Raw genomic sequence first — 25,731 nt, 5'->3', positions numbered from 1 at the left:
TTTTATCATTAAGCTTCTTTTAAAAATGCATTGTTGATTTGTGCATACATTTCCAGCACCATAGTTGCAGGATCAATGGCATGGGTAATGGCTCCTGAAACGGCTACACCATACAGGCCTGTTTGAATAATGGCATTGATATCATCCAATTGAATACCACCAATGGCAATAACCGGTATTTGAATGTTGGCGTGTTTGATCTGTTTAATGATTTCGGTATAACCTTCCAAACCCAATATCGGACTAAGTTTTTGTTTGGTTGCCGTGAAACGGAAAGGCCCCAGACCAATATAATCTGCCTGTTCAGCAACACGCTGGATAACGTGTTCAAAAGTGTTTGCGGTACCGCCGATGATCATGTTTTCACCCACTATTTTTCTGGCTGTCCTTATCGGCATATCCTCTAAACCCAGGTGCAAACCGTATGCACCTGACTCTAGGGCAATTTCAGGATGATCGTTTACAATCAGTTTAGCACCATAATCATCGCATAACGCAACAGCATCTAAAGCATAAGGTAAGATCTCTGCCTTGGGTTGGTTCTTTACCCTTAATTGAACCCACTTTATACCCGCTTCAAGTGCTGTTCTTATTGCCGTAAGGTGTGTGCCTTTTTCAGGCTGCTGTGAAATGTAGTGCAATCGGTCAATCATTTCTGTTTAATTATTTAAGATTTTATTTAATTTTTTAAAATTGATGACTGCCTTTTCTGGCTTATTCCAAATGGCTCCAAGTGCGGCGGCACCGTCAAAATTCATTTTTCTTATTTTGGTCAGGTTGCTTTCGTTTATTCCGCCAAGTGCAATCACTTTAGGCGGAATGTTAGCTTTGGCTAACATAAAATCGTCTTGTAGCTGACCCTGATAACCTGGCTTAGAAAGACTATTAAAAACCGGACTGAAAAAGACATATTCAAATGTTTTCATTAAAGGTATTTCAGCAAGTTGATGCACTGATGTACTTCTGATATGATCATTTTGCTGTAGATCATTCCAATTCCCAGCAGCTGCACAGGCCCGAAGCTTTTCGGGATAATGCAAACGTTTAATATTGAAATGATCTCTAAGCATATGGTGTTGATGAATAGCAATATTAGGATGGTATTCCTGATCAATATCTTGAAGCAGTTGGATGCATTGGCTGATATTCCACTTCGGCTTTCTCAAATGAAAACGGGTTAATCCGGTTTTAAAAAGCTGGTTAATGGTCACGGCTTCATTAGCGATAACATCAGGGGCAGAGATCACCATCAAATCCATTACAAATAAATTTCACTGCCTTTTTGTGTAAATTCTTTTGATTTTTCGGCCATGCCTTTGGTTAAAGCATCTGCTTCTTCCATGCCATTTTCCTTGGCATATTCTCTAACATCCTGGGTGATTTTCATCGAACAGAAATTAGGTCCGCACATGGAGCAGAAGTGTGCTATCTTAGCGCCATCAGCCGGCAGGGTTTCATCATGAAATTCTTTCGCCGTATCCGGATCGAGCGACAGGTTGAACTGGTCTTCCCATCTGAATTCAAAACGGGCTTTGCTCAGTGCATTATCCCGGTATTGGGCACCAGGATGACCTTTGGCCAAATCAGCAGCATGGGCTGCAATTTTATAAGTAATTACCCCATCTTTCACATCTTTTTTATTCGGTAAACCGAGGTGTTCTTTTGGCGTTACATAACATAACATGGCCGTACCGAACCAACCAATCATGGCAGCACCAATGGCAGAAGTAATGTGGTCATAGCCAGGTGCAATATCAGTGGTTAAAGGGCCCAATGTATAAAATGGTGCTTCAGCACAATGCTGAAGTTGTTTTTCCATGTTCTCTTTAATCAGGTGCATGGGCACGTGTCCAGGACCTTCGATAATGGTTTGCACATCATGCTTCCAGGCAATTTTAGTCAGTTCACCTAAGGTTTCCAATTCGCCGAATTGTGCCGCATCATTTGCATCGGCAATACAGCCCGGCCGTAAACCATCGCCTAAAGAAAACGAAACATCATAGGCTTTCATGATTTCACAAATCTCTTCGAAATGGGTATACAAGAAATTTTCCTTATGATGCGCCAGGCACCATTTTGCCATGATGGATCCACCACGAGATACGATACCTGTAATTCTTTTGGCGGTTAGGGGTACGTAACGTAATAAAACACCGGCATGTATGGTAAAGTAATCCACACCTTGTTCGGCCTGTTCAATCAAGGTATCTTTGAACAATTCCCAGGTTAAGTCTTCTGCCTTCCCGTTCACTTTTTCAAGGGCCTGATAGATCGGTACAGTTCCGATCGGAACAGGGGAGTTGCGGATAATCCATTCGCGGGTTTCGTGGATATTTTTTCCGGTAGAAAGATCCATAATGGTATCTGCACCCCATCTGCAGGCCCAAACTGCTTTTTCTACTTCTTCTTCAATGCTGGAGGTCACCGCTGAATTACCAATATTGGCGTTAATCTTTACCAGGAAATTCCTGCCGATAATCATGGGTTCTATTTCCGGGTGATTGATGTTACTGGGAATTACTGCCCGTCCGGCAGCCACTTCCTGGCGCACAAATTCTGGTGTAATTAAATCTTTTGGTGTATTGGCACCAAAACTATGGCCCTGATGCTGATGATTCATCACATCATGCTGCGCCTTAAGTTGTTCTTTTAGAAGATCAATCCGCTGATTTTCACGAATGGCAATATACTCCATTTCAGGCGTAATGATTCCCTGTTTGGCGTAATGCATTTGCGTAACATTCCGGCCTGCCTTTGCCCGGAAAGGTTTGGAAGTATGGTTAAACCTGAGGTGATCAAGGCTTTGGTCATTTAGCCTTTGTTGTCCGTACTGAGAAGAGATATGATCCAATTGTGCTACATCTCCACGGTTGGTGATCCACTTCTCACGTAATCTTGGCAAACCTTTTTTTACATCAATGGTTGCATTTACATCAGTATAAGGGCCACTGGTATCGTAAATGGTTACCGGTGCATTGGGCTCAGTTTCTCCGAAACGGCCATGCAGTTTGGTCTCGCTTAAAGTGATTTCCCTCATCGCCACCTGGATGTCGTGCAATTCGCCCTGTACAAAAACTTTTTTTGAGGCTGCAAAGGGTGTGGTTGTTAAAACCTGATCTTTTGGAATTTTTTCGTGTTTCATTTTTTGAGGTTTATGTTTAGCCACCTGGTGTAGCTTTGATAATGATGACATGATCGCCGGGACAGAGAAGATGGTTTTCCCAGTTGGTTTTAGGAATAATGGTCTGATTCACCGCCACAGCAATGCCAGTAGCCGGTTTATTTAAGACAATGGTTATTAAATCCTGCATGCTGCAAGCTTCGGCAACCTGATAATGTTGTTGATTTACGGTGATTTCCATTCTATATCTAAAAAAATCAACTTTTAGGAATGGCCCCGTATGGAGGAAAGAAAAAACAACATCATATGCATGAGTTGTCATCACTTTTCCCTTCGGCAGTACTAACTGCATCAGGTTCAAAGGGTATTATCTCAGTCCGCAAAGGACACCCCTAAAGTTGCGGTAAACTTATAGAAAAGTTTCTAGAATAGCCAAATTATTCCCTAAAGAAAAATAAACAGGCCATTTAAATTAACCCTAAACTACATTGGTATTCGTACTTAAAATAGCTTTTTCACCTTCCTGGGTGTAACTTTTCAGACCAATAAAAGTATTTGTATAGGATATTGATTTTTAAGAAATTTTTATTAATATCGTAGCTTGCGGTGATGATATTGTGAAAGAATCTCAGCCTTTAAAGAAAAATACATATGAAATCTGAAAGAGAAAAGATGCTTGCAGGTGAGCATTACAACATCAATGATCCTGAATTGGTTGAAATCAGATATCAAGTAAGGGAGCTTGTAGATTTATTTAACAATACCAGTCCGAGAGATACCAAAACGAAAGAAAACCTGCAGCGAAAAATATTTGCACATGTTGGAGATAATGTTCATATTGAAAAAGCAGTCAGAATTGATTACGGATGCCATACCAAAATTGGGAGCAATGTGTTCATCAATTTCAATTTTGTGCTATTGGACTGTTGCCCTGTAACCATCGGGAATAATGTTTTCATTGCCCCAAATGTTCAGATTTATACGGCAAGCCACCCCATTAATCCGGCAGACCGAAATCAACACATTGGTTTTGCAAAACCGGTTACCATAGGCAATGATGTTTGGATAGGAGGAGATTGCATATTGCTTCCTGGTGTAACCATTGGTGATGGTTGTTCCATTGGTGCAGGAAGTGTGGTAACTAAGAGTATCCCACCAAATTCTTTGGCAGTTGGTTCACCTTGCAAAGTGGTGAAGGAGTTGAGTTTTGATCATTAAGTGAGCGGTTAATGAGGATGAATTTAGTTTCCATTCATTCAATGTCATTACTGAGTAGCGTCTGATTATCATGATATTCGAATTGAAATTAAACACGTTCAATTTTGCAGATGTAACAACATGCGGCTGCATTTCTCGCATGTAGGTAGTCGATTTCCGGATGTTGATCGAAGATTTCACCAATTAAATGATCAACATCTGCATCACCCACTAATTTTGTAAAAATCATTTGTTGATCTTTTGAATAGCCAATTAACGATAATGGAAAATTTTCTTTATCGGCCTTAATTTCTGGTGGAAATTGATGAATATTATCATAGGGCTCAACATTTGTTTTGTGTATAAATACAGGTCCGGGTTGATTAAACACATTATCAATGGTAAATGGGCTATGGGTAAATAATAACCGGATGTCTGTGCCAACAGAGAAAGGTTTTAAGGAAACGCGGCAAGGCCCGAAACCAGTAGCGAGCTGCTCAATCACTTCGTGACCAAAATTATCATTTAAGGTTTGTTTAATTTTATTTGCATAGGCCACAGAGAGGGGAACAATTTTAAATTTCATCATATTTATCATTTTAAATGCAAATAAATCAAGTTTTGAGTAGCCAAACAATCCGAAACTTGCTGACTTATTAAAATCATACCTTTATCATTTCCATTAATTTTAGGCGTATTTGGTCCAATTTTAATATTGATTTTCCTGATCTGATCAACTCAAAAAACTTCACTATTATTTGTAAATAATAATTTAATTTCTGTAAATTCACCTTCAATTAACACTCTCAAAACATGAAAAAAGTAAGATTACTTTCTCTGCTGCTTGCAGTAGGGATTGGATTGACCTATATCAGTATAGGTTCATTGGGTTGCAAAGGTCGGCCTTCCTCCTCCGGTAAAGACAGTACGAACACTTCAGTAACTGATTCCGGTCAAACAACATTAAGTCCTAATTTGCCTTACGATGTCACGATCGCACCAACAGACACGGTTCTGCAAACTCAGATCAGAGCAGATTTTGACCTTTTCTCCTGGGAATCATTTATCGCACTGAACTGGTCGCCGGATAGCACTGAGATAATTGGAGCAAATGGAGACAATGCCACGGTGTGGGAAACCTGGAAAGAAAATGCAGAGGTTTTTCTTCCCGATGGCAGCAAGCCCGCACCTTGGAATGCTGCCTTGCAGCAGAAAAATAAAGTACTGGTACAAGTGGGCAAAACGCCAACGGTATTGCTTACAGATGTCACTCAGCCCTTCTTAACCGGTCCGCTGATCGATCAGAACGGAGAATATACCCGCTTTGAAATCGTGATGAATGAGAAGATGTTTGATTACATCGATAATAACGTGTTGTACAACTATCAGGGACAGCAAAAGTTTACTGATACCATTGCCTTTCCATCCGGTAATAATGAAAAGAAAGCACATGGTGCGATTATGGTTAAAGCCTCATGGAAAATTATGGGTAAAGGAGATGATACCACCCGTTTCCATAAAACAAGGGCTACTATCCATGTCAATGCGATTCCAAAACAAGGTGTAAAGGATACCACTTATACAGCATTGGTCGGTTTGGTCGGACTTCACATTGGTACCAAAAGCCAGAATAACCCACAATGGATTTGGTCTACCTTTGAGCAGGTAGATAATGCACCAACTTTTAATGCAGTGAAAGATGTACATTATAACTTCTACAAGGCAGCAGCAGGCAATAACAATATGAACAATGCGCCAGCACATCCCTGGAATCCAAGTATCCCGGGGCAAACCCCAAGCCAGATTGTACGATTAACGCCCATATTCGAAGGTACTCAGGCATTAAACGATGCTTTTCACAAAAAACTCATTGCTGTTAATCCGAAAACCGTTTGGCAGTATTATGAGCTGGTGGGTACCCAATGGCCTGTTCATGCCAAGCAATCTGCTACAGGAGATCCTTTTCCGGTATATATGGCCAATTCAACACTTGAATCTTATATCCAGGGTGTAGTAAGAGAAGGGAAAATATCATATGTTCCGGGTGTAACTTCAAGTTGTATCGGTTGCCATAACGGCGCTACTTCGTGGTCTGGCCGTACATCAGATTTTACTTATTTGCTCAGAACGGCCTCTGCCTATAAACAGGCTGCCGGAAACAAAAAGAAATAACGCTCAAATTATAACGCTCATGAATTTAGAACAATTTGCGGCACTTTCTCAGGTGCTGACAGGCTATGGACAAGAAGCCATATTGCCAAAATTAGATACACAACATCAGGCTGCTGAATACCTTGCAACTTTATACACCCCCGGATTGGTGCCCGTAGCTACTTTACAGTTGCTTACCGATACCTGGAATACGATTTCAGCTATGCCGCAACCTACTTATGAAATGCAGGTAAAAGAGCAGATCATGGGAAATACAGAACTCGCACCTGTTGCCAAAAACATCATTTACATGTGGTTTTTGGGGATATGGTATGATTTAACTGTTCCACCCGGAACTTCACCAAATAAGGATTTCGTTGTTTCTGCACAGGCCTATCAGAATAGTTTAGTATGGGACACCATGGGCGCACATCCAATGGGTTACAGTGAGGGTGTTTTTGGCTATTGGAATACGCCACCCGTAATTCCGCCACTCCATCCCCCAATTCAATAAATCCATCTACTTACTTTAAACGAAATTTGAAATGAGCAATACAGCTAAACAATATGATGTCATCATTGTAGGCGGTGGCTGGGCAGGAAGTGCCATGGCATACCGATTGGGCGAAGCCGGAAAAAAAGTACTGATCCTGGAAGGGGGAATACCTTTGCAGAGCAATAACCGGGAAGATTTTATGGAAACCTTTTTCCTGGCCATGGCTAAAACACCCGAAGCACCTTATGTACAAAATTATAACTCACCGAGGCCATCCGTACTGGATATCAAACAAATTACTCATCCACCAGCACCATCTGTTGATTGTGCTCATGTAGCAGAATCAATAGATACGGATGGATATTTTATTCAGAAAGGTCCAATGCCTTTTGGAAGTACCTATGAACGTTTGGCTGGCGGAACTTCCTGGCATTGGCTCGGTACCTGCCTGCGCCTGGTACCGAACGATTTTAAAATGTACACCGAATATGGAGTAGGGGTAGACTGGCCCATCACCTATGACGATCTTTCGGATTATTATGACCAGGCAGAATTGGAAATTGGTGTTTCGGCGGATGTGGAGGAGCAGACGGTACATGGCATAACTTTTAGCGAAGATTATGTGTATCCCATGAAACGAATCCCACCATCTGTTCTTGATCAGATACTGACAACAGAATTAAAAGATGTGGTTATAGATGGAAATGTATTAACCGTTACGGGTACACCAGCCGGTAGAAATGGCGAATCCAATATCATGAAGGATGGCACCATCTATAACAATGGTCGCCGTCTTTGCCAGGGCAATACCAATTGTACGCCAATATGCCCGATACAGGCCAAATACGATGCAACAATCACTTTGAGTAAAGCGTTGGAAACAGGCAATGTGGATATTATGTATCAAACCGTAGCCAGCAATATTCAGATTGATGCCACAACCAAGGAAGTTACCGGCATTGATTATATTCAATATGAAACCCGAACAGGTCCGGCAACCGGAAAAGGTACCGTAACCGGAACAAAATATGTGATTGCAGCGCATGCCATTGAGGCTGCAAAGTTATTGCTCATGTCTAACAAACAAATTAGTACAGGTATCGCTAATTCTAGTGGTCAGGTGGGTAAAAATTTAATGGATCATCCGGTAAAGCTAAGCTGGGGCAGTATGCCAAAGCCTGTTTATCCTTTTAGAGGACCATTGTCTACCTCAGGTATTGAAACTACACGTGATGGTTCATTTCGTTCTGAGCGGGCGGCCTACCGGATTGAGATCGGGAATGAAGGCTGGAACTGGCCAACCGGGGCGCCATATACCCAGGTACAGAATTATGTAGGTAAGATGGGACTGATGGGAACTGCGCTGCGGCAACAGATCATTACTGATTTTACCAAACAGTTTAGACTTGGTTTTTTGGTGGAGCAGATGCCTTCTGAAGAAAATTATATCATTCCTTCTCCAACCTGTTCAGATAATTTAGGATTGCCACGTCCGGAGATACACTATAACCTGGATGAATATACCCGTGCAGGTTTCAAAGCTGCGGCAGAGGCAACTGGTATTATTTTCGAGGCTCTTGACGCTACTGAAGACAATTCTACGCCTTTAGGGACGGGGGGATTTTTTCAGTATGATGGTGAAAATTACTATTCAGAAGGTGCAGGACACGTCATGGGTACACATCGCATGGGGAACGATCCGGCAACTTCCGTTACTGACGCTGACCTGAAATGTTGGGATCATGATAACCTTTATTTAGTAGGCTGTGGTTCTTTTCCAACAACGGCCACAGCGAATCCAACTTTAACCATGATGGCGCTGGCTTTTAAATCTGCAGATGCTTTACTTAAAAGTTTAGCTTAATGGATAACTTGTCTATTGTTGAGTATAGCTTAAACTGGCCTGGTGGAATGATGGGGTCTACACATGAATTGGTGATTAGTGAAGAATTTATTTTTGTGAGTGGACAAAACATGCACCGGATAGCCAAGTTTAATCATCAGGGTGAACTGCTTCAGTATTATATGATGCCGGAAGGGAGCGGACCGCATGGTCTGCTCATTGATAAAAAAGGAAAGTTATGGGTTTCGCTTGAATTTACTGGCTTTGTGGTGCAATTGGATGAAAATGGTCAAATCATTCAAGAAGTAGATGTTAAGTTGCATGCTTCAGGCGCAACACCCATTAATACCGCTCCCCACGGTATTGGGCTTGATGCCGATGGATCTACCATTTGGTTTACAGGAAAACGGACCAGTACAATTGGTAAGATCGATGTTAACAAACAGGTTACCCATTTTCAATTGGATACACTTGCTGCATTGCCAATTTTCTTATCTGCCGGACCTGATGGAGGAATATGGGGAACAGAATTATTTGGGAATGGTATCTTAAATATATCCGCCGCCGGACTTGTTCGTGAATTTAAAATTCCAACTTCAAACAGCAGGCCAATAGCCATTATTCCTGATCCTTTAGCACCTTACATGTGGTTTACAGAAGAAGCAGGACAAAAAATAGGAAAAATTGATATGGATGGAAACATTACTGAATATCCTGTTCCGGTATTACAAAAGAACGATATTCTTGCTTCATTAACTTTTGATCTGGAGGGAAATCTATGGGTGCAGGTTTATGTTGATCTGAACAATCCTTTTCCAGCCGGAAACGATTACTTGATTCGTTTTGATAAATCCATCAGGACATTACCTGATGCGGATCTCTCCGGGATTTCTTTTAATACCTTTAAAATTCCAGGCAAAATGACGATGATGCATCGAATCAGAACTGATGCAGCAGGTAATATCTGGTTTACAGAAATGATGACCGACAAATTGGGTAAGTTATCTTTCAGTGCACCGTTGTTTCACATTAATTAAAATAAAACTTATTATTGATTAATCAGGGCTTCTGTTCTGATTAATCTGTTTGTTATTGTATACAGTTAAGATTAGATTTGTATAATAAATAATTGCCATTTACTCATTTTTGTGTGTTAAGTGGTATGACTATGCAACATCTGACTTCGTAAGCGGCTTAGCGTTTCAATTCGCATTCCTAGATAAGAAGCCAAATACTTGGAAGGAATTCTATAGTATAAATCCGGACAGGTATCAATCATGCGATTTAGCCGCTTAATGGCACTATTCAGCCGGATTAAATAATTTCTTTCCTCTGCTTCATGGTAGTGTAACCATAATAATTTTCTGCAAATGGTAGTCATTTCCGGAAATTCAGATAGCAAGGTTTTAACCAGCGCATTCGTAATGACGATGACTTTACAATCTTCCAGGGTCTCTACAAACTGTGATTTGTTATTGATAATCTGTTTTGGGAAATGGGTAAGGCCAACAATCTGACCTTCTGTTACAATCCACATGGTCACATCTTTACCATTGTCACGGGCAAAACCACGTACAGCTCCGGATAAGATGTAATACATATTCGGGTACAAATCCAGCGGACTAATTAAATGCTTTCGTTTCTTAAAAGCCATTATCTTCGTTCCTGAAGTTATCTGAGCGGCCATGCTTTTGGGCACCTTACCATGTTGCTCTAAATATTTGATAAGTTGTTCTACTTCTTCTACAGGATTTGCGTTCATATATGACGTTACAACATTGACTATTGCAGAAATGATGCCGTTTTAATGCCTGATATTTTTAGCACCAACTTTCTGGCTGAAGGCAAAGGTAATATTACGCAGCAGAATTAAAAACAATACAGTGTAATGACTTATTTATTTTATACAATTACCATTTTAGCACATTTTTTCAGATCTGTTAGGATCGTTAATAACTGATCATAAGTTATAAAAGATGAAAACTAATTCTCTGTTTCATTTTTTAAATGGCTTTCTCATTTATTTCAATAATTTAATTGTAGCCAAATCAGGGTGATTCCGATAAAAATACTGTAATATTTCTATAAAAACCGGATGTGCTTCTTCAATTCTTGAAAATAAAGTCATTGATGATTGCAATTTCAAGTCATCAGGTGAACCCAGGATGGCGTAGGCACGCTTATTGGTGTGTTTTAAAAGGGCTTTAGAAATTTCTATTAAACGCTGACCTAAAATGGGATGTTTCAAATAGGCTTCAGCTTCCTTTATATCTTTTATACCGTAATACCGAGCCATCTCGCTTCTCCCTAAACCTGAAAGCTGAGGAAAGATATACCACATCCAATGTGTGGTTTTTCTTCCGTTTGAAATTTCATTTAGTGCCAGGGCATAGTTGCTTTTCTGGGCTTCGAGAAATCGGTCTAAGTGAGCTTCTTCCATATCAAATATAGTAACCTTCCCTAGCTGCTTTTGGTTTTCAGAAACAATTAAACATATTTACTGATTTATAAAGCAAAAAAAATGGGCAATTCATCGCCCATTCTATTTAAATCTTAGCAATCCGGATTTTTAAAATTATCCTTCATTGATGTGCCTGTGAAGATATTCTTCCACATTAATTAAATCATTATCTACCTGTTCCTTAGCAGTCATAGAGTTATAGTGAAGAGAATCCTCATCAAACTGGCTAAGTAAAGTGATCTTCAATTCTTCTTCTCCCGTATTGGATTCAACAGTCTGGCTCTGGCCAACAATCGTACAAATACCTTCAATGCCATCATGTACAAAACTATATTTTATTTCGAATGTGTTTTCATCGGTCATGGGTATCTCGGCGATTTCGGTATACTCACGTTCTTCTACCGTTTCTAACCCTTGCTTTAATAATTTGATGGCCTGTTGTCTTTTATCTTCTGTCATGATTCGTATTTCTTAATTTAAAAGGATTAACATAAAACAGCATACTTAGTTTTAAAAATATGATGGTAAAGGACGTTCAGGTATTTCATTTTACTGATGAAAGCAATTCTTTTCTGATGCATTTATTTTTTAAACTTTATTAATGTGTACAAGGTTATCATGGTATGAATCTGACCGAAAATACCACCATGCTCCCGGTAACTAAAAGGAAGCTTTATTATTATCAGCAACAAGATATTGATCATCTTTTCAGTAAACTCAGTGAAAATAATAACAGCAAAGCGCGGTTATTGTATCAGCTTTCAACCGGTGGTGGAAAAACAGTTATTTTCTCAGAAATTGCGAAACGCTTTATCCAGAACTATGGCAAAAAAGTTATTGTACTGACCCATAGAACTGAACTTTGCCGGCAAACTACTGCTGCTTTAAAAGCCAGCGGCGTGATGAATAAGGTGGTAAACAGCAGTGTAAAAAAGATATCGAGAAAAGATACATTCGAATGTTATGTAGCGATGGTTGAAACGTTAAAACACCGGATAGATGATGGATTAATCAATACGGGCGACGTAGGATTGGTCATTGTAGATGAAGCACATCACAATTCCTTTCATAAACTGCTGGGCAGGTTTGAAAATGCTGCTGTTATCGGGGTAACGGCAACACCTTTTTCTGCAAACGCTGACCTGCCAATGAATAAGTTTTATAATGAATTAATAATAGGGGAGCCCATTTCATCACTGATTGATCAGGGTTTTCTGGCCAAACCTAAAATTTTTGGATACGATGTAGAGTTGAATACACTCCGAACCGGTATTTCAGGTGATTTTACGGTGAGCACTTCTGATGAACTTTACGGTTCACAGGTGATGCTTGATCTGTTGCTCCATGCCTATGAATCTCATTCGTTAAAGAAAAAAACATTGATTTTTAATAATGGGATATTCACTTCTAAAAGGGTGTTGGAAACCTTTACCAAAGCTGGTTATCCTATCCGGCACCTGGATAATAAAACTTCTCCTGCAGAGCGTGTAGAAATATTAAAATGGTATAAGAAAACAAAAAGTGCCATTTTAACTTCAGTTTCCATTTTGACTACTGGTTTTGACGAGCCAAGTATTCAATCTGTGATTTTGTACAGGGCTACTACCTCCATCACACTTTATCACCAGATGATCGGCAGGGGTGCCAGAAGGCTGAACGGCAAAAAAACATTTAACATTATCGACCTGGGTAACAATAACGAACGTTTCGGAGAATGGAATGCACCGATAGACTGGAAGCATGTGTTTGAAAATCCGGATATTTACCATGAAAGCCTGCATAAATCGGCCAGCGTCATTCATCAGATTTCGCCTGATCTGCGTGCTAAATTTCCCAATTCGCTAGAGGTAGCCTTTGATGTATTGGCCGCCTATCAAACGGCAATGGAATCAGACCAGAAAGCAAAAATTGTGATCCGCGATTCCATTCGTCAGCATGCCCTAATGTGTGTAGATAATAGTAATACGATAGCGGAAGCACATCTGTTATGCAGTGAGCTGGATAAGGAAATAGATTTCAGGGTAAAACAATATGGCAAGTGTTTAGGAAAAGTAACCAAAGATTATATGAAGTGGCTGGGCGAGGATTACCGTAGCCGGTTAAATAAAATGGTGTCGAAACTGATGGGCAAACGCCAGTTGTTGCGAACTGCAGTTTAAGTTTTTCAGATGATTGTTTGCTATGATAGTAAAGGCTGGCAGGTAATTACCCAACGGGCCCACGGCCTTCTTGCCGGACAGATTTGTGCCAGGTGGAAACTCGCCAATCAGCCTGCGCGGTGGGTAGATACGTTGATTGCGACTACAGAACATGATGATGTGTTTAATGAATTTGAGCAAAACCCGCTTATTGATGCAAACGGGGCACCCATTAATTTTAAAATGGCCAGCTTTGATGAGGAAGATTCAGCGAGATTGATAGATATGTCACTCACCAAAAGCAGGTTTATCGCCTTACTGATTTCCCATCATATAGCCTTTACCCATGGTCATGATGTTCATGCCAAAGATTTTTTGAATGAGCTGAAGAAAAATGAAACGAAGTGGATTAAAGAAGCTGGAACGACAAAGGCTGAAATAAACCAGGCATATGAGTTGCTGGAGTTTTGCGATGCCTTTTCTCTATTGATTTGCCAGGCGCAAATTCCGCCTGAAAATCGGAAAATTGAAATTAGTAATGGTCCGGATGGCACAGTGTATACTTTCTATCAGCTAAAAGAAACACTCATAGTAGAACCCTGGCCTTTCGATGTGGATCAGTTCCAGATTAATTATGAAATCAGAAATATCGCTGAACTGAAGTTCAGGAATGATGAAGCTTTCCGTAAGGCATTAAAAACTGCAAAAGTAGATACCAGAAACCTGATGCTCTCAAAAGCAAAATAACATATTGGTTTCGGACAGTTATAATAAATAGTCAATCAGCTTTAAAGGTTCTTGATTGAATCTGAAAATAGCTGGTTATTCTGATCGTTCGATATATTTATGATCCCCTTCAGCAGGTATTTCATCATCCTGGCGGTGATTGCTTTGATCTCTGCCATCAATAATTTGCTTTCTTATATTTTCAAATTTTGAATCATTCCCCAAGAGGGTAATTAAATCATTAATTTCCTCACTGCTGGCATATATTTCTAGTCTGTTCATCGTTATTAAAATTGATTATTACTCATTATTAAGTATAATACATCATATTTTTGTTCATTATTTAAACATCAGGGCTACGTCTTTGTTCGGTATACAAAATAAAAAATCTAATGATTAGAGCTAAACGCTGTATAAATTATTTTAATTCAATATGCAAGCATAAATGAGATGATTGGAAATGAGATCCGTGTGGTTAAAACTTCGGAACATGCTGAAGTGCTAAAACTATGGGAAAATTCTGTAAGGGCAAGTCATGATTTTATAACGGAAACCGATATTGAGGATTACCGGCTGCTAATATCAAATAGTTTATGGGGTATGGAAGTTTTTTGTGTGGAAAATGCCAACCAGATGCAGGGCTTTATTGCATTGGCTGATCGTAAAGTTCAATTGTTGTTTGTCCGTCCTGATGTTTTCGGGCAGGGAATAGGAAAAAAATTGATGCATTTTGCCATTCAGCACTGGCAGGCCTGAATGGTGGATGTTAATGCTCAGAATAAACGGGCTGTTATGTTCTATTTAAGCTTAGGTTTTGAAATTCATGAAAAGTTTCCGGTTGATGGTGCAGGAAAACCTTATCCGGTATGGAGTTTAAAATTACCTGAACATATGGCAAATCACAATACCTGGAAAAGCTGGAAGAAGTGGCTTTATTTTAATTTTAAATCAACTGTATAGCTGAAATGTTTCCTTAAATTGCCATCTGAAAACATTTGTTATTGATCATCAGTCAATTTAATTTATTTATGAAGATTACATTATTCGTTGCTACATTCTTTCAGTTATTAACGACAAATTCAATCCACCACATTCAGCAGCAGGATGAAGTACAGGTACCTGTCATTTTAAGAAAAAATATCCCGAAAGGTTATGAAGTGCTGGCTTTCGAAAAAGGCGATTTAAACCGCGATGCCTATGCTGACGTCATTCTGGTGCTAAAAAAGAAAGGTGAAGAGAAAACTTCTGATGTTAATGACCATCCTGAGAAAAGACCGCTGCTGATTTTACTGGGGCAGGCCGATAAATCTTATACACTCGCAGCCAGAAGTGATAACAGTGTGTATTGTGTGGATTGTGGTGGGATGATGGGCGATCCATTTACAGGAATCAGTATTAAAAATGGCTATTTTTCTGTGGAACATTATGGCGGGAGTGGTCAACGCTGGACCAGAATTGTCACTTTCAAGTATTCACCTGCTGAGAAAAATTGGTTTCTATTTAAGGATGGGGGCGACCGTTTCCATGCCACGGCTCCGGAAGAAGTAAAAACAGAAGTTAGAACAGTTAAGAATTTCGGTAAAATTCCTTTTCAAAAGTTCGATATTTATAAACATGAGGATTAACCTAACCTTTAATAAAAATTCAACCAGCTAAAGTATGATCGGAAAAATAATGGGCTGCGCTGTATTGGTATTAGCCACACATATCACTTTTGCCCAGGATGAATTCAATGTGGAAGTGCCGAAAGATATTATAATTCTAAATAGTACGAGGGATTATAAACTGGCCCTGTCAACCGCTAAAAAGGCTTCTGCTGCTTTACATAAGAAATTAGATTTAAGAGGTTTAATGCCCAATCATAAAATAGGATTATCTATGAGCAAAGGTGATTGTATGGAAGATGCTGGTGGCGACGAAAATGGTTATCCATGTTATCCTGCACGTGGCGATGGTGCTGCCATTAACGATGATTATATCTCTGTGGAGTATTCCAATGCATACAAAGGATTTGCAAATGGCTTTTATATTGTTGTTGCAGCCATTACAGATGTAAAGTCAATGGATATGAAAAATAAACTGGCAGTTATAAGGAAAAAATACCCTGATGCCTATGCAAAACGTACCTATATTTGGAGGGGATGTATGCATTAGCTGCATCGCGGATTGAAAATTAACCCCTCCAATTAAATATTTGCTTTTAAAAGGTTACTTACAATGTCGATTTTAATGTGCTATTGAATTATCATAGGGGCTGAATACAGCAATATGTATGCTGGTCAATGAATATTAATTTAGCAGATTCAATAATGAAAAGCTTTTTTTTATCCATTCAATAAGTATTTCTAATGATACATAGTTAAGCAGAATTGATTTACGAATCTCAAAGGTAAATATACCCTTTCTGGAATAAATCAGATGTTGGGCATCAAAATTGTACATTATGATGCTGTTAGAATTAAATCAACGGGACGATTTATGTGAATAACGTGATGAATGGATTAGAGCCATTCATCAAATAAAACAGCTATCTGGATGGATAGCGCTATGATAGAACAAACCTTGCAAAGATGCAGGGTTTGTTCGTTTTAATGATAAGCGGTCAAATTACTGACTTATACAAATACCTTATCCATTAATTTTTTATGGTCGCATAAGGCTTAAATACAAGAATTGATCTGTATCTCATCCATTAACTATACCTAATTTTGAAATTGAAAGGTGTTAAAAAAGAAAATCTACCTGAAAAAGTTTGTCCGGTTTGCCAGCGGCCTTTTGCCTGGCGGAAAAAATGGGAAAGAAACTGGAATACGGTGATTTATTGCAGTAAAAAATGCGGGCAGGCGAAACGCCATTTAAAGTAAACCGAATTTTGGTTACGGCGAAGCATGGTCCGAAATAAGAAAGAAGATAAAAAGAAGTAGTTTCAGAAATCAGCGATGTCATTCGGATCCTGTGGAAGGACCTGTGACAACATATCCCTTTTGACAAGTAGCGCATTGACCAATAAAAAAGCGCTGCATCATTTGCAGCGCTTTCTATATATGTTATAGTGATTTTAACCAGGTTACCACCTCATCACGGGTTTTACCTGTTTTTTGTTGTAATCTTCCATAAAGTTCTTCATCTTTACCCTCCTCATGTTTCAAATCATCATCTGTAAGATCACCATATGCCTGTTTGACTTTTCCTTTGAGCTCATTCCAGGCTCCTTTTAATTCTAACTTGTCCATATCAATTGAGTTTATTTTATCTTTTAAACAAGCTAATCCGGCTAATGTTTTCGATAGCATTTCAATTCATATTCCTGTTTTCTCTATTTCCTGATTTTACTTTTCAAGCTGTTTTTTTTGCGCTATTTAAAAAACTAAATATTAATTTTTTAGTTAATGTATCTAATTGTCTGCGGTTTTCCGATTTGAAAATACATACAATTAATGTGGCAATGGGGATAAGTTGGTATCCATAATACAACCATCTATCCTTAATTGATAGCATAGACGAAGATAATCATGAACATATATAAAAATGGAGAATATTCCTTCTCCAATAACGACATTCGACAGGATTTTGAGTTGCTGATACGGGCAATGGATGCCTCCATATCCGGGATTATCATTACCAATAATTTAGAACCAGACAACCCGATTATCTATTGCAACCTTGCCTTTGAAAAAATAAGCGGTTACACACGCGCTGAAATTATTGGACATAACTGCAGGTTTTTACAACGGGAAGATCGTTCACAACAAGAAAGGGCATTAATTCGTGAAGCCGTTTCCAAAGGTAAAAGCTGTACAGTAGAAATTCGCAATTACAGAAAAAACGGAGATCTTTTTTGGAATGAGCTTTTTATCTCGCCGGTGGTGGATCATGATGGAAATGTCACCCATTATATTGGTGTTCAGAACGACGTTTCCTTACGGAAAAAGGCTGAACAGGATTTAAGGCAGCAACAGGAATCGATGGAGAAACAGATCGCTGAACGTACGCGCAGCCTGCGTGAAAGTGAACTTTTCCTCTCCAGCATTATCCAAACGGTTCGCGAAAGCCTGCTGGTTTTAGATCCTGAATTTAATGTGGTAAGCGCCAACGATTACTTTATTAAAACCTTCAAAGTAACCAAAGAAGAAACTGTAGGTACCAATTTATATAAACTGGGTAATCACCAATGGGATATTCCTAAATTGAAGGAATTGCTTATTGATATCCTTCCGACTAATAATCCAGTAGAGGATTTTGAAGTTGAGCATGATTTTCCACACATTGGCCGCAAGCTGATGTTGCTCAATGCTTACCGGATTGAACTGGAAGGGCAATTTAAGGATCAGATTTTATTGGCGATAGAGGACATCACAGAGAAAAGAGAAATTGAACGACGTAAAGATGATTTCCTGTCAATTGCAAGTCATGAACTGAAAACCCCGTTAACAACCATTAAAGGATATGTTCAGGCCATGGAAAGGTTAATGCCGGAAGGTGCCGGAGAAAGGTTCCGGAATATGCTGGCCAAAACCTCACAATACCTGGATCGCCTGAATAATCTTATTGCGGAATTGCTGGACGTTTCCAGGATCCAGACGGGGAATATCGAATTGCATAAGCAGCCTTTCCAATTTGATAAGATGGTGAAAGAAGCGGTAGAAGCGATACAGTCAGCATCCAGTAACCACGAAATTCAAATTACAGGAACTTCCGGCATTACAGTTTCTGCAGACGAATCCCATATTGTACAAGTACTGAATAATCTTTTATCAAATGCCATCAAGTATGCACCTGATGCTGAAAAAGTGCATGTCCACATTTCAAAAGTGAGTGAATTTGTTAAAGTATCCGTAACCGATAAGGGGATGGGCATCAGTCCGGAAGACCAGAAGAGAATTTTTGAGCGCTTTTTCAGGGCTGGCGATATTCAGCAACGTTTTCCGGGTATGGGTATCGGACTTTATATCTGCGAGCAGATTATCAAAAACCATAATGGTACACTTTGGGTTGAAAGTGAGAAGGGTAAGGGATCTACCTTCAGCTTTACTTTACCGATTAATACAACAAATGAGCATGGAAATGAGTGAGAATAAAACAATTTTAATTTGTGACGATGATGAAGGAATCCTGGATATGCTGGAAATGGTATTTGAAGATTCACCATACACGATAATTGCCGAACAAAATAGCTTAAATATAAAAGGAATTATTGAAAAACAATCGCCGGATCTGGTCGTGCTGGATTTATGGATGCCGGTTTTGTCTGGTGATCAGGTACTTAAGATGCTGCGCAAAAATCCGAAAACTGAAGAGATTCCGGTTATTATTATATCAGCCAGCAGAGAAGGAAAGCAGATTGCTGCCAATGCTGGTGCAACAGGTTATATTTCCAAACCCTTTGATTTTGAAGAATTGATGACGATGGTAAACCGTCTGATTAATTAATAATGAGGTAAATATCTACCTGAAAAATCTATTCAGAAGTATAAATAGGAAAAGAAATGGAAGGGGCTACGCCAGAAGAAAATGACCAGGCTAAATATTTGGAGAACGAGGAAAGGTTCAGGAATATCTTTTTGCTAACTTCAGCGGCTACAAAAATTATTGATGAAAATCTGGTGATTGTAGAAGTAAATGATGCCCTGACCGAACTGATGGGCTACACCAGGGAAGAGATTTGTGGTAAAAAAATTCTTGAATTTGCGTGTAAGCCTTATATCCAGTCATGGGAAAACCTGCAGCATGAAATGTGGTCGCACGGTAAGCCCTTTTTTAAACTGGACGCCTGCCTGAAAAAAAAGAACGGCGATCTGGTTTGGGTGCATGTCACCACCATCCAATATCATCAGGGAAATAAAAAATATGCCTATTCAATTCTGGATGATTATACTTTCATGAAAAGTTATCAGCAAAGTGAAAAGCGCCTGAATATGTCCCTGCAGTACTCCCGGATGGCTGTTTTTGAATTAAATATGGAAGATGGTCAGCTGGTGCATTCTGAAGGTTTTAATGAAATTTTTGGTATTCACCCAAGTGTACCTATTCTGGATATGGTCATGCTGATCAACTGTTTTATGGAAGAATCAGCACTTGAGTTGAGCAATTTATTTAAACAAATGCGTGATGAAAATGCCATTGATTTTGTTGGCCAGGTGAATACGGCATCATCACGGATGAAGTGGATTCGGTTGCAGGGACGGATAGAGCCTGATGAAAATCATACTAAAAGACTTTTAGGAACCGTTCAGGATATCAGCAGGGAAAAACAGGCAGATCAGTATAAAGATGATTTTATCAGCATTGCCAGTCATGAACTTCGCACACCCATTACCATTCTGAGTGGAACACTGCAATTACTTGATCGCAACAAGCCTGACGGTGATTCAAAATTATCGGCCCTGATTGAGCAAGCCAATAAAAGCCTCAGGAAAGTAACGATTCTGATTGAAGATCTGCTAAATGCCAGCAAAATGAACGAAGGTCAGCTACACTTAAATAAGCAGACTTTTAATATTGTGGAGGCGGTTAACGAATGTTGTGCGCACATCAATCGTGAAGGCATTTATCAGATTATAGTTGAAGGAGATCTTGAAACAGCTATTTACGGAGACTCCGACAGGATTCAGCAGGTAATTATTAATTTCGTTAACAACGCGATCAAATATGCACCCAACGAGAAAATTATCCGGATCAGGGCTATAGATCAAGAAGATGCGGTAAGAATTTCAGTTATTGATTCCGGACCGGGTATTGATCAGGAAAAAGCAGCACATCTTTTTGACCGGTATTATCGGGTAGACGCAAAAGGAAGCCAATATTCAGGTCTGGGTTTAGGACTTTATATTTCAGCACAAATTATTAAAAAACACGGCGGTGAAATAGGCGTTGCAAGCAATAACGGTGCTGGAAGTGAGTTTTGGTTTGTTCTCCCCAAAACCATTATACCATAAAAAGGGATCATGCGTATTACAGAAAGTCCTGAAAACATTCATATGGCTTTATACGTTGTTTAGCTTAGTTTTAAATTTTAAAATAATATTGATAGAAAAATATGCTTCTGAATAAAACGATTCCTGCTGCCTATATTTTAAGAAAAATAAAACTCGAAGTGCTTTATGTCCTGATTATTGGCCTGCTGGTGAACTATCTCACTGCTGAATTTAAATACCTGATTCCCCAGATGCCCATCGCTATACCAACATTTATAGGTACGGCGATTTCGGTAATCCTTTCTTTCAAAATTAACCAGTCATACGACAGGTGGTGGGAAGCCAGAAAAGTATGGGGCAGCATCGTGAACGATAGCCGTAGCTTTGTATTGCAGCTCCAGTCATTTATATCCAAATCAAAAAGTAACGAAATAAAAGAACTGGCATACAGGCATATTGCCTGGTGTTTTAGTTTAGGGCAAAGTTTAAGAGGCAACGATGCGCTTGAAAATCTGGATCGCTATATCAGCCAGAAAGACATTGATTCCATTAAGCAGCATAATAATAAACCGCTTGCTTTATTGCAGTTAAACACACTACAAATAGCAGCTTTGAGAGAAAGCGGTAATCTTGAATTGTTTAGTCATATACAGATTAACAATACATTGGTTAATTTTTCTAATTCGATGGGAATGGCTGAGCGGATAAAAACAACCGTTTTCCCAAAAACATATCGCTTATTTCTACATTTTTTCATCTATATCTTCGTGGTTACGCTTTCTATAGCCTTAAATAATATAGACAGTTTTTTCGAAATTCCTTTATTATTGGTGATATCGTCGGCGTTTTTTCTGCTGGAAAAGTCTGCAACCCATCTTCAGGAACCATTTAACAATAAACCCACAGATACCGCTGTTACCACAATTGCCACCACCATAGAGATCAATATCAAGCAATTGCTGGAAGAAGATCATGTTCCTGAGCCGTTAGCACCACATGGTTATTACGCCATGTAGTGAAAATTGCCGATGATCGGGATATGGCCTGCATATCCTATAATATACTAAGGATTCATTACCATAAAATCAGCCTGTTTCCATGAAGAAAATCGAGTACCGTTATTTTACAAACGTTATGACTACGTTTGTAAAATAAATAAGTATATTTGGTCTGTCTGAATAATTGCATCACCATCAGGTTAACTACCTGTTGCGCAATTTCAATTTAGGTTAACCAAATATATTGATATGAAATTAGCATTCTTACAGATTGTTATGCAATCACCGGCTTCAAATGATGGCCAATTCCAATCCGAATACAATCCGGAAAAAATAATTCTTTTTTCTTTCCAGCCATACCGGATAAATCCCTCCATATCGTAATGCTTAATTACCATTAAGCCAGCATCAGCCGGAACAGAAAAGGATTGCCTAATTCAACTTAAACTTTGTTGAGGATGCAATATCTTGAATTTCAGGCCGAAATCGCCATTAAAATCCCTTCAGAATAGAAATTCTAATCATTAATTTATATAAACCAAACAACTACTTTATGAAAGTCTTTATTTACAAAAGGACGTTTTTTAAATTGATTTTAACCGTTGTAATGACGTTTATTTCATTTGTTGCGTTCGCACAGATTGCTGTAAAAGGAAAAGTTTTAGATGAAAAGGGCTTGGGAATGCCTGATGTGAATGTGCTTTTGAAAGGTACAACTATTGTTGTCAAAACAGATGCAACAGGTAATTATAAAATTACGGTACCAAATGCTCAATCAACACTTGTTTTTTCTTATTTAAGTTATGTTACACAACAAATTGTGGTGAACCAGCGTACTACTATTAATGTTTCTTTAGCCGCCCAGGATAATACATTGGATCAGGTGGTTGTAGTGGGCTACGGTGCTCAAAAAAGAGCAACAATTACCGGTGCAGTAAGTGATATTAAATCTGATGCCCTGATGCGCACACCTGCAATAACTACCTCTGGTGCATTGGTTGGTAAAATTCAAGGGGTAAATACCCGTCAAACTGATGCCAGGCCTGGTGGTACCACTAATTTACAGATCAGGAACCTGGGTTCACCGCTTTACGTAATTGACGGCGTACCGTCAGATGCCGGACAGTTTAATAATCTCGGGCAGAATGATATTGAAAGTATTTCAATCCTAAAAGATGCATCAGCAGCTATTTACGGCCTTCGTGCTGCGAACGGCGTGGTATTGGTTACCACTAAAAAAGGAAGATCAAATCAACCCACTACCATTAGCGTATCTTCATATTACGGACTTCAGAATTTCACCCGAATGCCAAAGCCAGCCAATGCAGGCGATTACGTACGGGCCCTGGCAGAGTCTGATCAAAACCTGAACAGGACGTCTATCTGGACGCGCGAATTGCTTAATAAATGGCAGGCAGGAAATGAACCCGGCTTTCAAAGTTTTGACTATTATGACTTTATTATCCGGCCGAATGTTCCACAGCGATACCTTTCTGCCAATGCATCAGGCGGATCAAACAATACTAACTTTTTTATATCTGCCACGCACCTTAATCAGGAGGCTGTTATCAAAGATTTTAGTTTTAACCGTACCAATGTCCAGGCCAATTTAGACGCCGGTTTAGCCAAGGGATTGAAGATAGGAACGCAATTGGCTGCGAGACTGGAACGCCGCCACCAAACCGGTGTACCGGGTTATGATGATTATTTTAATCCATTACTCAGTCTGTATACCAATTGGCCTACGGAGCGGCCTTATGCAAATGATAACCCGAATTACATTAATGCCACACACAATATCAATGTGAACCCGGCAACTTATGCAGAAGATGTTTCTGGCTATGCTGATAGCGACTGGAGGGCTTTGAAATCCAACTTTTATGCGCAGTATAGTTTTCCGTTTGGTTTGATAGCCAAAGCCACATATTCTTACAACTATACTACTAATGTTGGAGAGAACTTTGAGTATACTTATAATGCCTACACTTATGATCCGGCTACAAACACCTATAATATTAATGGTGGCAATCAAAATCCATTCAGGAGAAAAGAGCGTAGAGAAATCGAAGAAAATTTCGGTCAGTTTCAGTTAAACTACGCAAAATCGTTCGGTGAACATTCATTTGATGTGGTGGCCGCCTATGAGCGCTACGATTCTACCGATGATTACATAGAACTGATCAGTAATCCACCTAATAATACGGTGCCTTTGATGTATTTTGCAGATCAGACTGCTTTAGGAAATACTTATGGCGTTTCGGCCAGGGCAGGTTATATCGCCCGTATCAATTATAACTATAAACAAAAGTATTTATTGGAGGCGCTGGGCCGGTATGACGGATCATTTCTATTCAGAAAAGACAGCAGATTTGGATTTTTCCCCGGCGTATCTGCAGGCTGGATCATTTCAAAGGAAAAATTTTTCAACCGAATCAAATTCGTAGATAACCTTAAACTTCGGGTTTCTTATGGTCAGACCGGTACAGACCGTCAACCTTACGGCAATACTGATGATCCGTTGATTGCACCATTCAGCTATTTGCAGGGTTATGATTATGCCAATGGTGGAGCCGTGTTTAACGGTTCACTGGTAACCGGTGTTTCACCAAGGGGATTGCCCATTACAAATTTATCCTGGATCACCAGTATATCTAAAAATATCGGGATCGATTTTGCTTTATTCAATAATAAATTAACAGGTTCCTTTGATTTTTTTGAACGTAAGCGAACCGGACTTCCGGCTCCGCGATATGATATTTTACTGCCTAGCGAGGTAGGTTATGCTTTGCCAAACGATAACCTGAATTCAGACGCTAACCGTGGGATGGAAGGTATCCTGACGTACCGCAGTAAAATCAGGGAAGTAGAATATTCTATCGGTGCAAATGCCACACTTTCACGCTTGCGCACCCTCGATTATTATAAACCACGGTTCGGAAATTCCTGGGATGAATACCGGAACAGTGGTGTTGACCGATGGGCTGACGTTAATTTTGGTTATCATGTACTTGGTCGTTTCCAGTCGCAGGATGAGATCGATAATTATGCGATCAATAACGACGGACAGGGAAACCGCACTTTATTGCCTGGTGACCTTAAATTTGAAGATACCAACGGCGATGGCATTATCAATTATATGGATCAACGCCCGATTGGCTATGCACAAGGTGGTTTGCCCTATTTAAATATAGGTATTAACGGAAGTGTAACCTGGAAAGGGATTACCCTGCAGTTTGATTTTGCAGGTGCCAGCATGCAGACTTTTCAGCGCGAATATGAATTGCAGATTCCGTTTCAGAACAATGGAAATTCACCAGCCTATCTGTTGAATGACCGCTGGCACCGTGCCGATCCATTTAATCCTAACAGTGAATGGATTTCAGGTACTTATCCCGCCTTAAGAAAAGATAACCCAGGCTTATCAAACTTTGCCTACCGCAATGATTTCTGGATCACCAATGTTCGGTATCTCCGTTTAAAAAACTTATTAGTAGGCTATTCGCTACCCAAAAAATGGATAGAAAGCATTGGGTTTAAAAATGTATTTGTTTATGCGAATGGAACCAACATCTTCTCTTTAGACAATTTGAAGGAATTTGAAATTGACCCGGAGATTTCTTCAACTAACGGAGTCATATATCCTCAGCAACGCTTGTTTAATTTCGGTTTTAACCTAACACTTTAAA

The 25,731-nt window shown here is 39.5% G+C and carries 27 protein-coding genes and 1 riboswitch; of the genes, 17 read left to right on the top strand and 10 right to left on the bottom strand.

Going from position 1 to position 25,731, the window contains the following annotated elements; all coding sequences use genetic code 11:
• Nucleotides 1-8: 8 nt before the first annotated feature.
• The 4 genes from CBW18_RS13205 to thiS form a co-directional block, all read right to left on the bottom strand.
• Nucleotides 9-653: a thiamine phosphate synthase gene (locus CBW18_RS13205; RefSeq protein WP_088301801.1), complete on the bottom strand. Its 645-nt coding sequence runs from the start codon at nt 651-653 to the stop codon at nt 9-11.
• 6 nt (nt 654-659) lie between these two features.
• On the bottom strand, nt 660-1,259 hold the full coding sequence (locus CBW18_RS13200) for a thiamine phosphate synthase (protein WP_088301800.1): 600 nt from the start codon (nt 1,257-1,259) through the stop codon (nt 660-662).
• Nucleotides 1,259-3,142 (bottom strand): phosphomethylpyrimidine synthase ThiC, encoded by a 1,884-nt coding sequence (gene thiC / locus CBW18_RS13195; RefSeq protein WP_088301840.1) that lies wholly within the window; start codon nt 3,140-3,142, stop codon nt 1,259-1,261. The genes CBW18_RS13200 and thiC overlap by 1 nt, the downstream gene beginning before the upstream one ends.
• Before the next feature lie 16 nt (nt 3,143-3,158).
• Nucleotides 3,159-3,443: a sulfur carrier protein ThiS gene (thiS, locus tag CBW18_RS13190; protein ID WP_088301799.1), complete on the bottom strand. Its 285-nt coding sequence runs from the start codon at nt 3,441-3,443 to the stop codon at nt 3,159-3,161.
• A riboswitch (TPP riboswitch) is annotated at nt 3,433-3,525 on the bottom strand. It overlaps the preceding gene by 11 nt.
• A gap of 247 nt (nt 3,526-3,772) precedes the next feature.
• Here thiS and CBW18_RS13185 point away from each other — a divergent pair.
• Nucleotides 3,773-4,339 (top strand): sugar O-acetyltransferase, encoded by a 567-nt coding sequence (locus CBW18_RS13185; RefSeq protein WP_216359238.1) that lies wholly within the window; start codon nt 3,773-3,775, stop codon nt 4,337-4,339.
• An 88-nt stretch (nt 4,340-4,427) separates the two neighbouring features.
• Here the strand turns inward: CBW18_RS13185 and CBW18_RS13180 are convergent, their stop codons facing one another.
• The gene (locus tag CBW18_RS13180; protein ID WP_088301798.1) at nt 4,428-4,907 is read right to left on the bottom strand and encodes a DUF1203 domain-containing protein; all 480 of its coding nucleotides are present in this window, start codon (nt 4,905-4,907) and stop codon (nt 4,428-4,430) included.
• A gap of 224 nt (nt 4,908-5,131) precedes the next feature.
• On the opposite strand from CBW18_RS13180, the gene CBW18_RS21415 reads away from it, so the two are divergent.
• Genes CBW18_RS21415 through CBW18_RS13160 form a run of 4 tightly spaced genes read left to right on the top strand, consistent with a single transcriptional unit; the run spans nt 5,132 to nt 9,845 of the window.
• Nucleotides 5,132-6,490, top strand: coding sequence for a hypothetical protein (locus CBW18_RS21415; protein ID WP_216359237.1), 1,359 nt, complete (start codon nt 5,132-5,134; stop codon nt 6,488-6,490).
• Between the two features lie 19 nt (nt 6,491-6,509).
• Entirely contained in the window at nt 6,510-6,983 is a 474-nt protein-coding gene (locus tag CBW18_RS13170; protein ID WP_088301797.1) for a hypothetical protein, read from the top strand.
• A 31-nt stretch (nt 6,984-7,014) separates the two neighbouring features.
• A complete protein-coding gene (locus tag CBW18_RS13165) occupies nt 7,015-8,829 on the top strand; it encodes a GMC family oxidoreductase (protein WP_088301796.1) in 1,815 nt (604 codons plus the stop codon).
• Nucleotides 8,829-9,845 carry a hypothetical protein gene (locus CBW18_RS13160; protein WP_088301795.1) on the top strand — a complete coding sequence of 339 codons (1,017 nt, stop codon included), beginning with the start codon at nt 8,829-8,831 and terminating at the stop codon, nt 9,843-9,845. The genes CBW18_RS13165 and CBW18_RS13160 overlap by 1 nt, the downstream gene beginning before the upstream one ends.
• Before the next feature lie 116 nt (nt 9,846-9,961).
• Here the strand turns inward: CBW18_RS13160 and CBW18_RS13155 are convergent, their stop codons facing one another.
• The 3 genes from CBW18_RS13155 to CBW18_RS13145 form a co-directional block, all read right to left on the bottom strand.
• Entirely contained in the window at nt 9,962-10,570 is a 609-nt protein-coding gene (locus CBW18_RS13155; RefSeq protein ID WP_088301794.1) for a Crp/Fnr family transcriptional regulator, read from the bottom strand.
• A gap of 258 nt (nt 10,571-10,828) precedes the next feature.
• On the bottom strand, nt 10,829-11,248 hold the full coding sequence (locus CBW18_RS13150) for a DUF1810 domain-containing protein (RefSeq protein ID WP_088301793.1): 420 nt from the start codon (nt 11,246-11,248) through the stop codon (nt 10,829-10,831).
• 135 nt (nt 11,249-11,383) lie between these two features.
• Complete coding sequence (locus tag CBW18_RS13145; RefSeq protein WP_088301792.1) at nt 11,384-11,728, bottom strand: hypothetical protein; 345 nt, start codon at nt 11,726-11,728, stop codon at nt 11,384-11,386.
• A gap of 164 nt (nt 11,729-11,892) precedes the next feature.
• Between CBW18_RS13145 and CBW18_RS13140 the strand changes: the two genes are divergently transcribed.
• Both CBW18_RS13140 and CBW18_RS13135 read left to right on the top strand, forming a co-directional pair.
• Nucleotides 11,893-13,428 (top strand): DEAD/DEAH box helicase, encoded by a 1,536-nt coding sequence (locus tag CBW18_RS13140; RefSeq protein WP_172406523.1) that lies wholly within the window; start codon nt 11,893-11,895, stop codon nt 13,426-13,428.
• Nucleotides 13,429-13,437: 9 nt separating this feature from the next.
• Entirely contained in the window at nt 13,438-14,154 is a 717-nt protein-coding gene (locus tag CBW18_RS13135; protein ID WP_088301791.1) for a DUF3891 family protein, read from the top strand.
• 75 nt (nt 14,155-14,229) lie between these two features.
• On the opposite strand, the gene CBW18_RS13130 is transcribed toward CBW18_RS13135, so the two are convergent.
• Nucleotides 14,230-14,415, bottom strand: coding sequence for a hypothetical protein (locus CBW18_RS13130; RefSeq protein WP_088301790.1), 186 nt, complete (start codon nt 14,413-14,415; stop codon nt 14,230-14,232).
• Nucleotides 14,416-14,583: 168 nt separating this feature from the next.
• Between CBW18_RS13130 and CBW18_RS13125 the strand changes: the two genes are divergently transcribed.
• From CBW18_RS13125 to CBW18_RS13105, 5 genes are all read left to right on the top strand, one after another.
• Nucleotides 14,584-14,889 carry a GNAT family N-acetyltransferase gene (locus CBW18_RS13125; RefSeq protein ID WP_088301789.1) on the top strand — a complete coding sequence of 102 codons (306 nt, stop codon included), beginning with the start codon at nt 14,584-14,586 and terminating at the stop codon, nt 14,887-14,889.
• A gap of 36 nt (nt 14,890-14,925) precedes the next feature.
• Nucleotides 14,926-15,093, top strand: coding sequence for a hypothetical protein (locus CBW18_RS21410; protein WP_172406522.1), 168 nt, complete (start codon nt 14,926-14,928; stop codon nt 15,091-15,093).
• Nucleotides 15,094-15,161: 68 nt separating this feature from the next.
• On the top strand, nt 15,162-15,758 hold the full coding sequence (locus CBW18_RS13115; RefSeq protein WP_088301787.1) for a hypothetical protein: 597 nt from the start codon (nt 15,162-15,164) through the stop codon (nt 15,756-15,758).
• Between the two features lie 34 nt (nt 15,759-15,792).
• The gene (locus CBW18_RS13110; RefSeq protein ID WP_088301786.1) at nt 15,793-16,287 is read left to right on the top strand and encodes a hypothetical protein; all 495 of its coding nucleotides are present in this window, start codon (nt 15,793-15,795) and stop codon (nt 16,285-16,287) included.
• A 554-nt stretch (nt 16,288-16,841) separates the two neighbouring features.
• A complete protein-coding gene (locus CBW18_RS13105; RefSeq protein WP_253249029.1) occupies nt 16,842-16,997 on the top strand; it encodes a DUF2256 domain-containing protein in 156 nt (51 codons plus the stop codon).
• Between the two features lie 183 nt (nt 16,998-17,180).
• Here CBW18_RS13105 and CBW18_RS13100 read toward each other — a convergent pair whose 3' ends face one another.
• On the bottom strand, nt 17,181-17,366 hold the full coding sequence (locus CBW18_RS13100) for a CsbD family protein (protein ID WP_029286197.1): 186 nt from the start codon (nt 17,364-17,366) through the stop codon (nt 17,181-17,183).
• Between the two features lie 279 nt (nt 17,367-17,645).
• On the opposite strand from CBW18_RS13100, the gene CBW18_RS13090 reads away from it, so the two are divergent.
• From CBW18_RS13090 to CBW18_RS13070, 5 genes are all read left to right on the top strand, one after another.
• Nucleotides 17,646-19,205: an ATP-binding protein gene (locus tag CBW18_RS13090; protein WP_088301783.1), complete on the top strand. Its 1,560-nt coding sequence runs from the start codon at nt 17,646-17,648 to the stop codon at nt 19,203-19,205.
• Nucleotides 19,198-19,563, top strand: coding sequence for a two-component system response regulator (locus tag CBW18_RS13085; protein ID WP_088301836.1), 366 nt, complete (start codon nt 19,198-19,200; stop codon nt 19,561-19,563). The genes CBW18_RS13090 and CBW18_RS13085 overlap by 8 nt, the downstream gene beginning before the upstream one ends.
• 56 nt (nt 19,564-19,619) lie before the next feature.
• Entirely contained in the window at nt 19,620-21,068 is a 1,449-nt protein-coding gene (locus tag CBW18_RS13080) for a PAS domain-containing sensor histidine kinase (protein WP_088301782.1), read from the top strand.
• A gap of 101 nt (nt 21,069-21,169) precedes the next feature.
• Nucleotides 21,170-22,063, top strand: coding sequence for a bestrophin family protein (locus tag CBW18_RS13075; RefSeq protein WP_088301781.1), 894 nt, complete (start codon nt 21,170-21,172; stop codon nt 22,061-22,063).
• A 589-nt stretch (nt 22,064-22,652) separates the two neighbouring features.
• A complete protein-coding gene (locus tag CBW18_RS13070) occupies nt 22,653-25,730 on the top strand; it encodes a TonB-dependent receptor (protein WP_216359236.1) in 3,078 nt (1,025 codons plus the stop codon).
• Nucleotide 25,731 lies beyond the last annotated feature (1 nt).

Origin of the sequence: Pedobacter sp. AJM, assembly GCF_002197755.1 — a bacterium.
GTDB lineage: Bacteria > Bacteroidota > Bacteroidia > Sphingobacteriales > Sphingobacteriaceae > Pedobacter.
Note: the sequence above shows the minus strand (reverse complement) of the source record. Positions and strands in the feature narration are given on the sequence as shown.

Excerpts from the sequence above, each read along its gene's own strand:
- CBW18_RS13100 (WP_029286197.1), bottom strand. The coding sequence starts at position 17,366 with ATGGACAAGTTAGAATTAAAAGGAGCCTGGAATGAGCTCAAAGGAAAA.
- CBW18_RS13200 (WP_088301800.1), bottom strand. The coding sequence starts at position 1,259 with ATGGATTTGATGGTGATCTCTGCCCCTGATGTTATCGCTAATGAAGCC.
- CBW18_RS13075 (WP_088301781.1), top strand. The coding sequence starts at position 21,170 with ATGCTTCTGAATAAAACGATTCCTGCTGCCTATATTTTAAGAAAAATA.
- CBW18_RS13180 (WP_088301798.1), bottom strand. The coding sequence starts at position 4,907 with ATGATGAAATTTAAAATTGTTCCCCTCTCTGTGGCCTATGCAAATAAA.
- CBW18_RS13140 (WP_172406523.1), top strand. The coding sequence starts at position 11,893 with ATGAATCTGACCGAAAATACCACCATGCTCCCGGTAACTAAAAGGAAG.
- CBW18_RS21410 (WP_172406522.1), top strand. The coding sequence starts at position 14,926 with ATGTTCTATTTAAGCTTAGGTTTTGAAATTCATGAAAAGTTTCCGGTT.
- CBW18_RS13155 (WP_088301794.1), bottom strand. The coding sequence starts at position 10,570 with ATGAACGCAAATCCTGTAGAAGAAGTAGAACAACTTATCAAATATTTA.
- CBW18_RS13070 (WP_216359236.1), top strand. The coding sequence starts at position 22,653 with ATGACGTTTATTTCATTTGTTGCGTTCGCACAGATTGCTGTAAAAGGA.
- thiS (WP_088301799.1), bottom strand. The coding sequence starts at position 3,443 with ATGACAACTCATGCATATGATGTTGTTTTTTCTTTCCTCCATACGGGG.
- CBW18_RS13170 (WP_088301797.1), top strand. The coding sequence starts at position 6,510 with ATGAATTTAGAACAATTTGCGGCACTTTCTCAGGTGCTGACAGGCTAT.
- thiC (WP_088301840.1), bottom strand. The coding sequence starts at position 3,142 with ATGAAACACGAAAAAATTCCAAAAGATCAGGTTTTAACAACCACACCC.
- CBW18_RS13145 (WP_088301792.1), bottom strand. The coding sequence starts at position 11,728 with ATGACAGAAGATAAAAGACAACAGGCCATCAAATTATTAAAGCAAGGG.
- CBW18_RS13150 (WP_088301793.1), bottom strand. The coding sequence starts at position 11,248 with ATGGAAGAAGCTCACTTAGACCGATTTCTCGAAGCCCAGAAAAGCAAC.
- CBW18_RS13160 (WP_088301795.1), top strand. The coding sequence starts at position 8,829 with ATGGATAACTTGTCTATTGTTGAGTATAGCTTAAACTGGCCTGGTGGA.
- CBW18_RS13110 (WP_088301786.1), top strand. The coding sequence starts at position 15,793 with ATGATCGGAAAAATAATGGGCTGCGCTGTATTGGTATTAGCCACACAT.
- CBW18_RS13135 (WP_088301791.1), top strand. The coding sequence starts at position 13,438 with ATGATTGTTTGCTATGATAGTAAAGGCTGGCAGGTAATTACCCAACGG.
- CBW18_RS13085 (WP_088301836.1), top strand. The coding sequence starts at position 19,198 with ATGAGTGAGAATAAAACAATTTTAATTTGTGACGATGATGAAGGAATC.
- CBW18_RS21415 (WP_216359237.1), top strand. The coding sequence starts at position 5,132 with ATGAAAAAAGTAAGATTACTTTCTCTGCTGCTTGCAGTAGGGATTGGA.
- CBW18_RS13125 (WP_088301789.1), top strand. The coding sequence starts at position 14,584 with ATGATTGGAAATGAGATCCGTGTGGTTAAAACTTCGGAACATGCTGAA.
- CBW18_RS13080 (WP_088301782.1), top strand. The coding sequence starts at position 19,620 with ATGGAAGGGGCTACGCCAGAAGAAAATGACCAGGCTAAATATTTGGAG.
- CBW18_RS13115 (WP_088301787.1), top strand. The coding sequence starts at position 15,162 with ATGAAGATTACATTATTCGTTGCTACATTCTTTCAGTTATTAACGACA.
- CBW18_RS13205 (WP_088301801.1), bottom strand. The coding sequence starts at position 653 with ATGATTGACCGATTGCACTACATTTCACAGCAGCCTGAAAAAGGCACA.
- CBW18_RS13185 (WP_216359238.1), top strand. The coding sequence starts at position 3,773 with ATGAAATCTGAAAGAGAAAAGATGCTTGCAGGTGAGCATTACAACATC.
- CBW18_RS13165 (WP_088301796.1), top strand. The coding sequence starts at position 7,015 with ATGAGCAATACAGCTAAACAATATGATGTCATCATTGTAGGCGGTGGC.
- CBW18_RS13090 (WP_088301783.1), top strand. The coding sequence starts at position 17,646 with ATGAACATATATAAAAATGGAGAATATTCCTTCTCCAATAACGACATT.
- CBW18_RS13130 (WP_088301790.1), bottom strand. The coding sequence starts at position 14,415 with ATGAACAGACTAGAAATATATGCCAGCAGTGAGGAAATTAATGATTTA.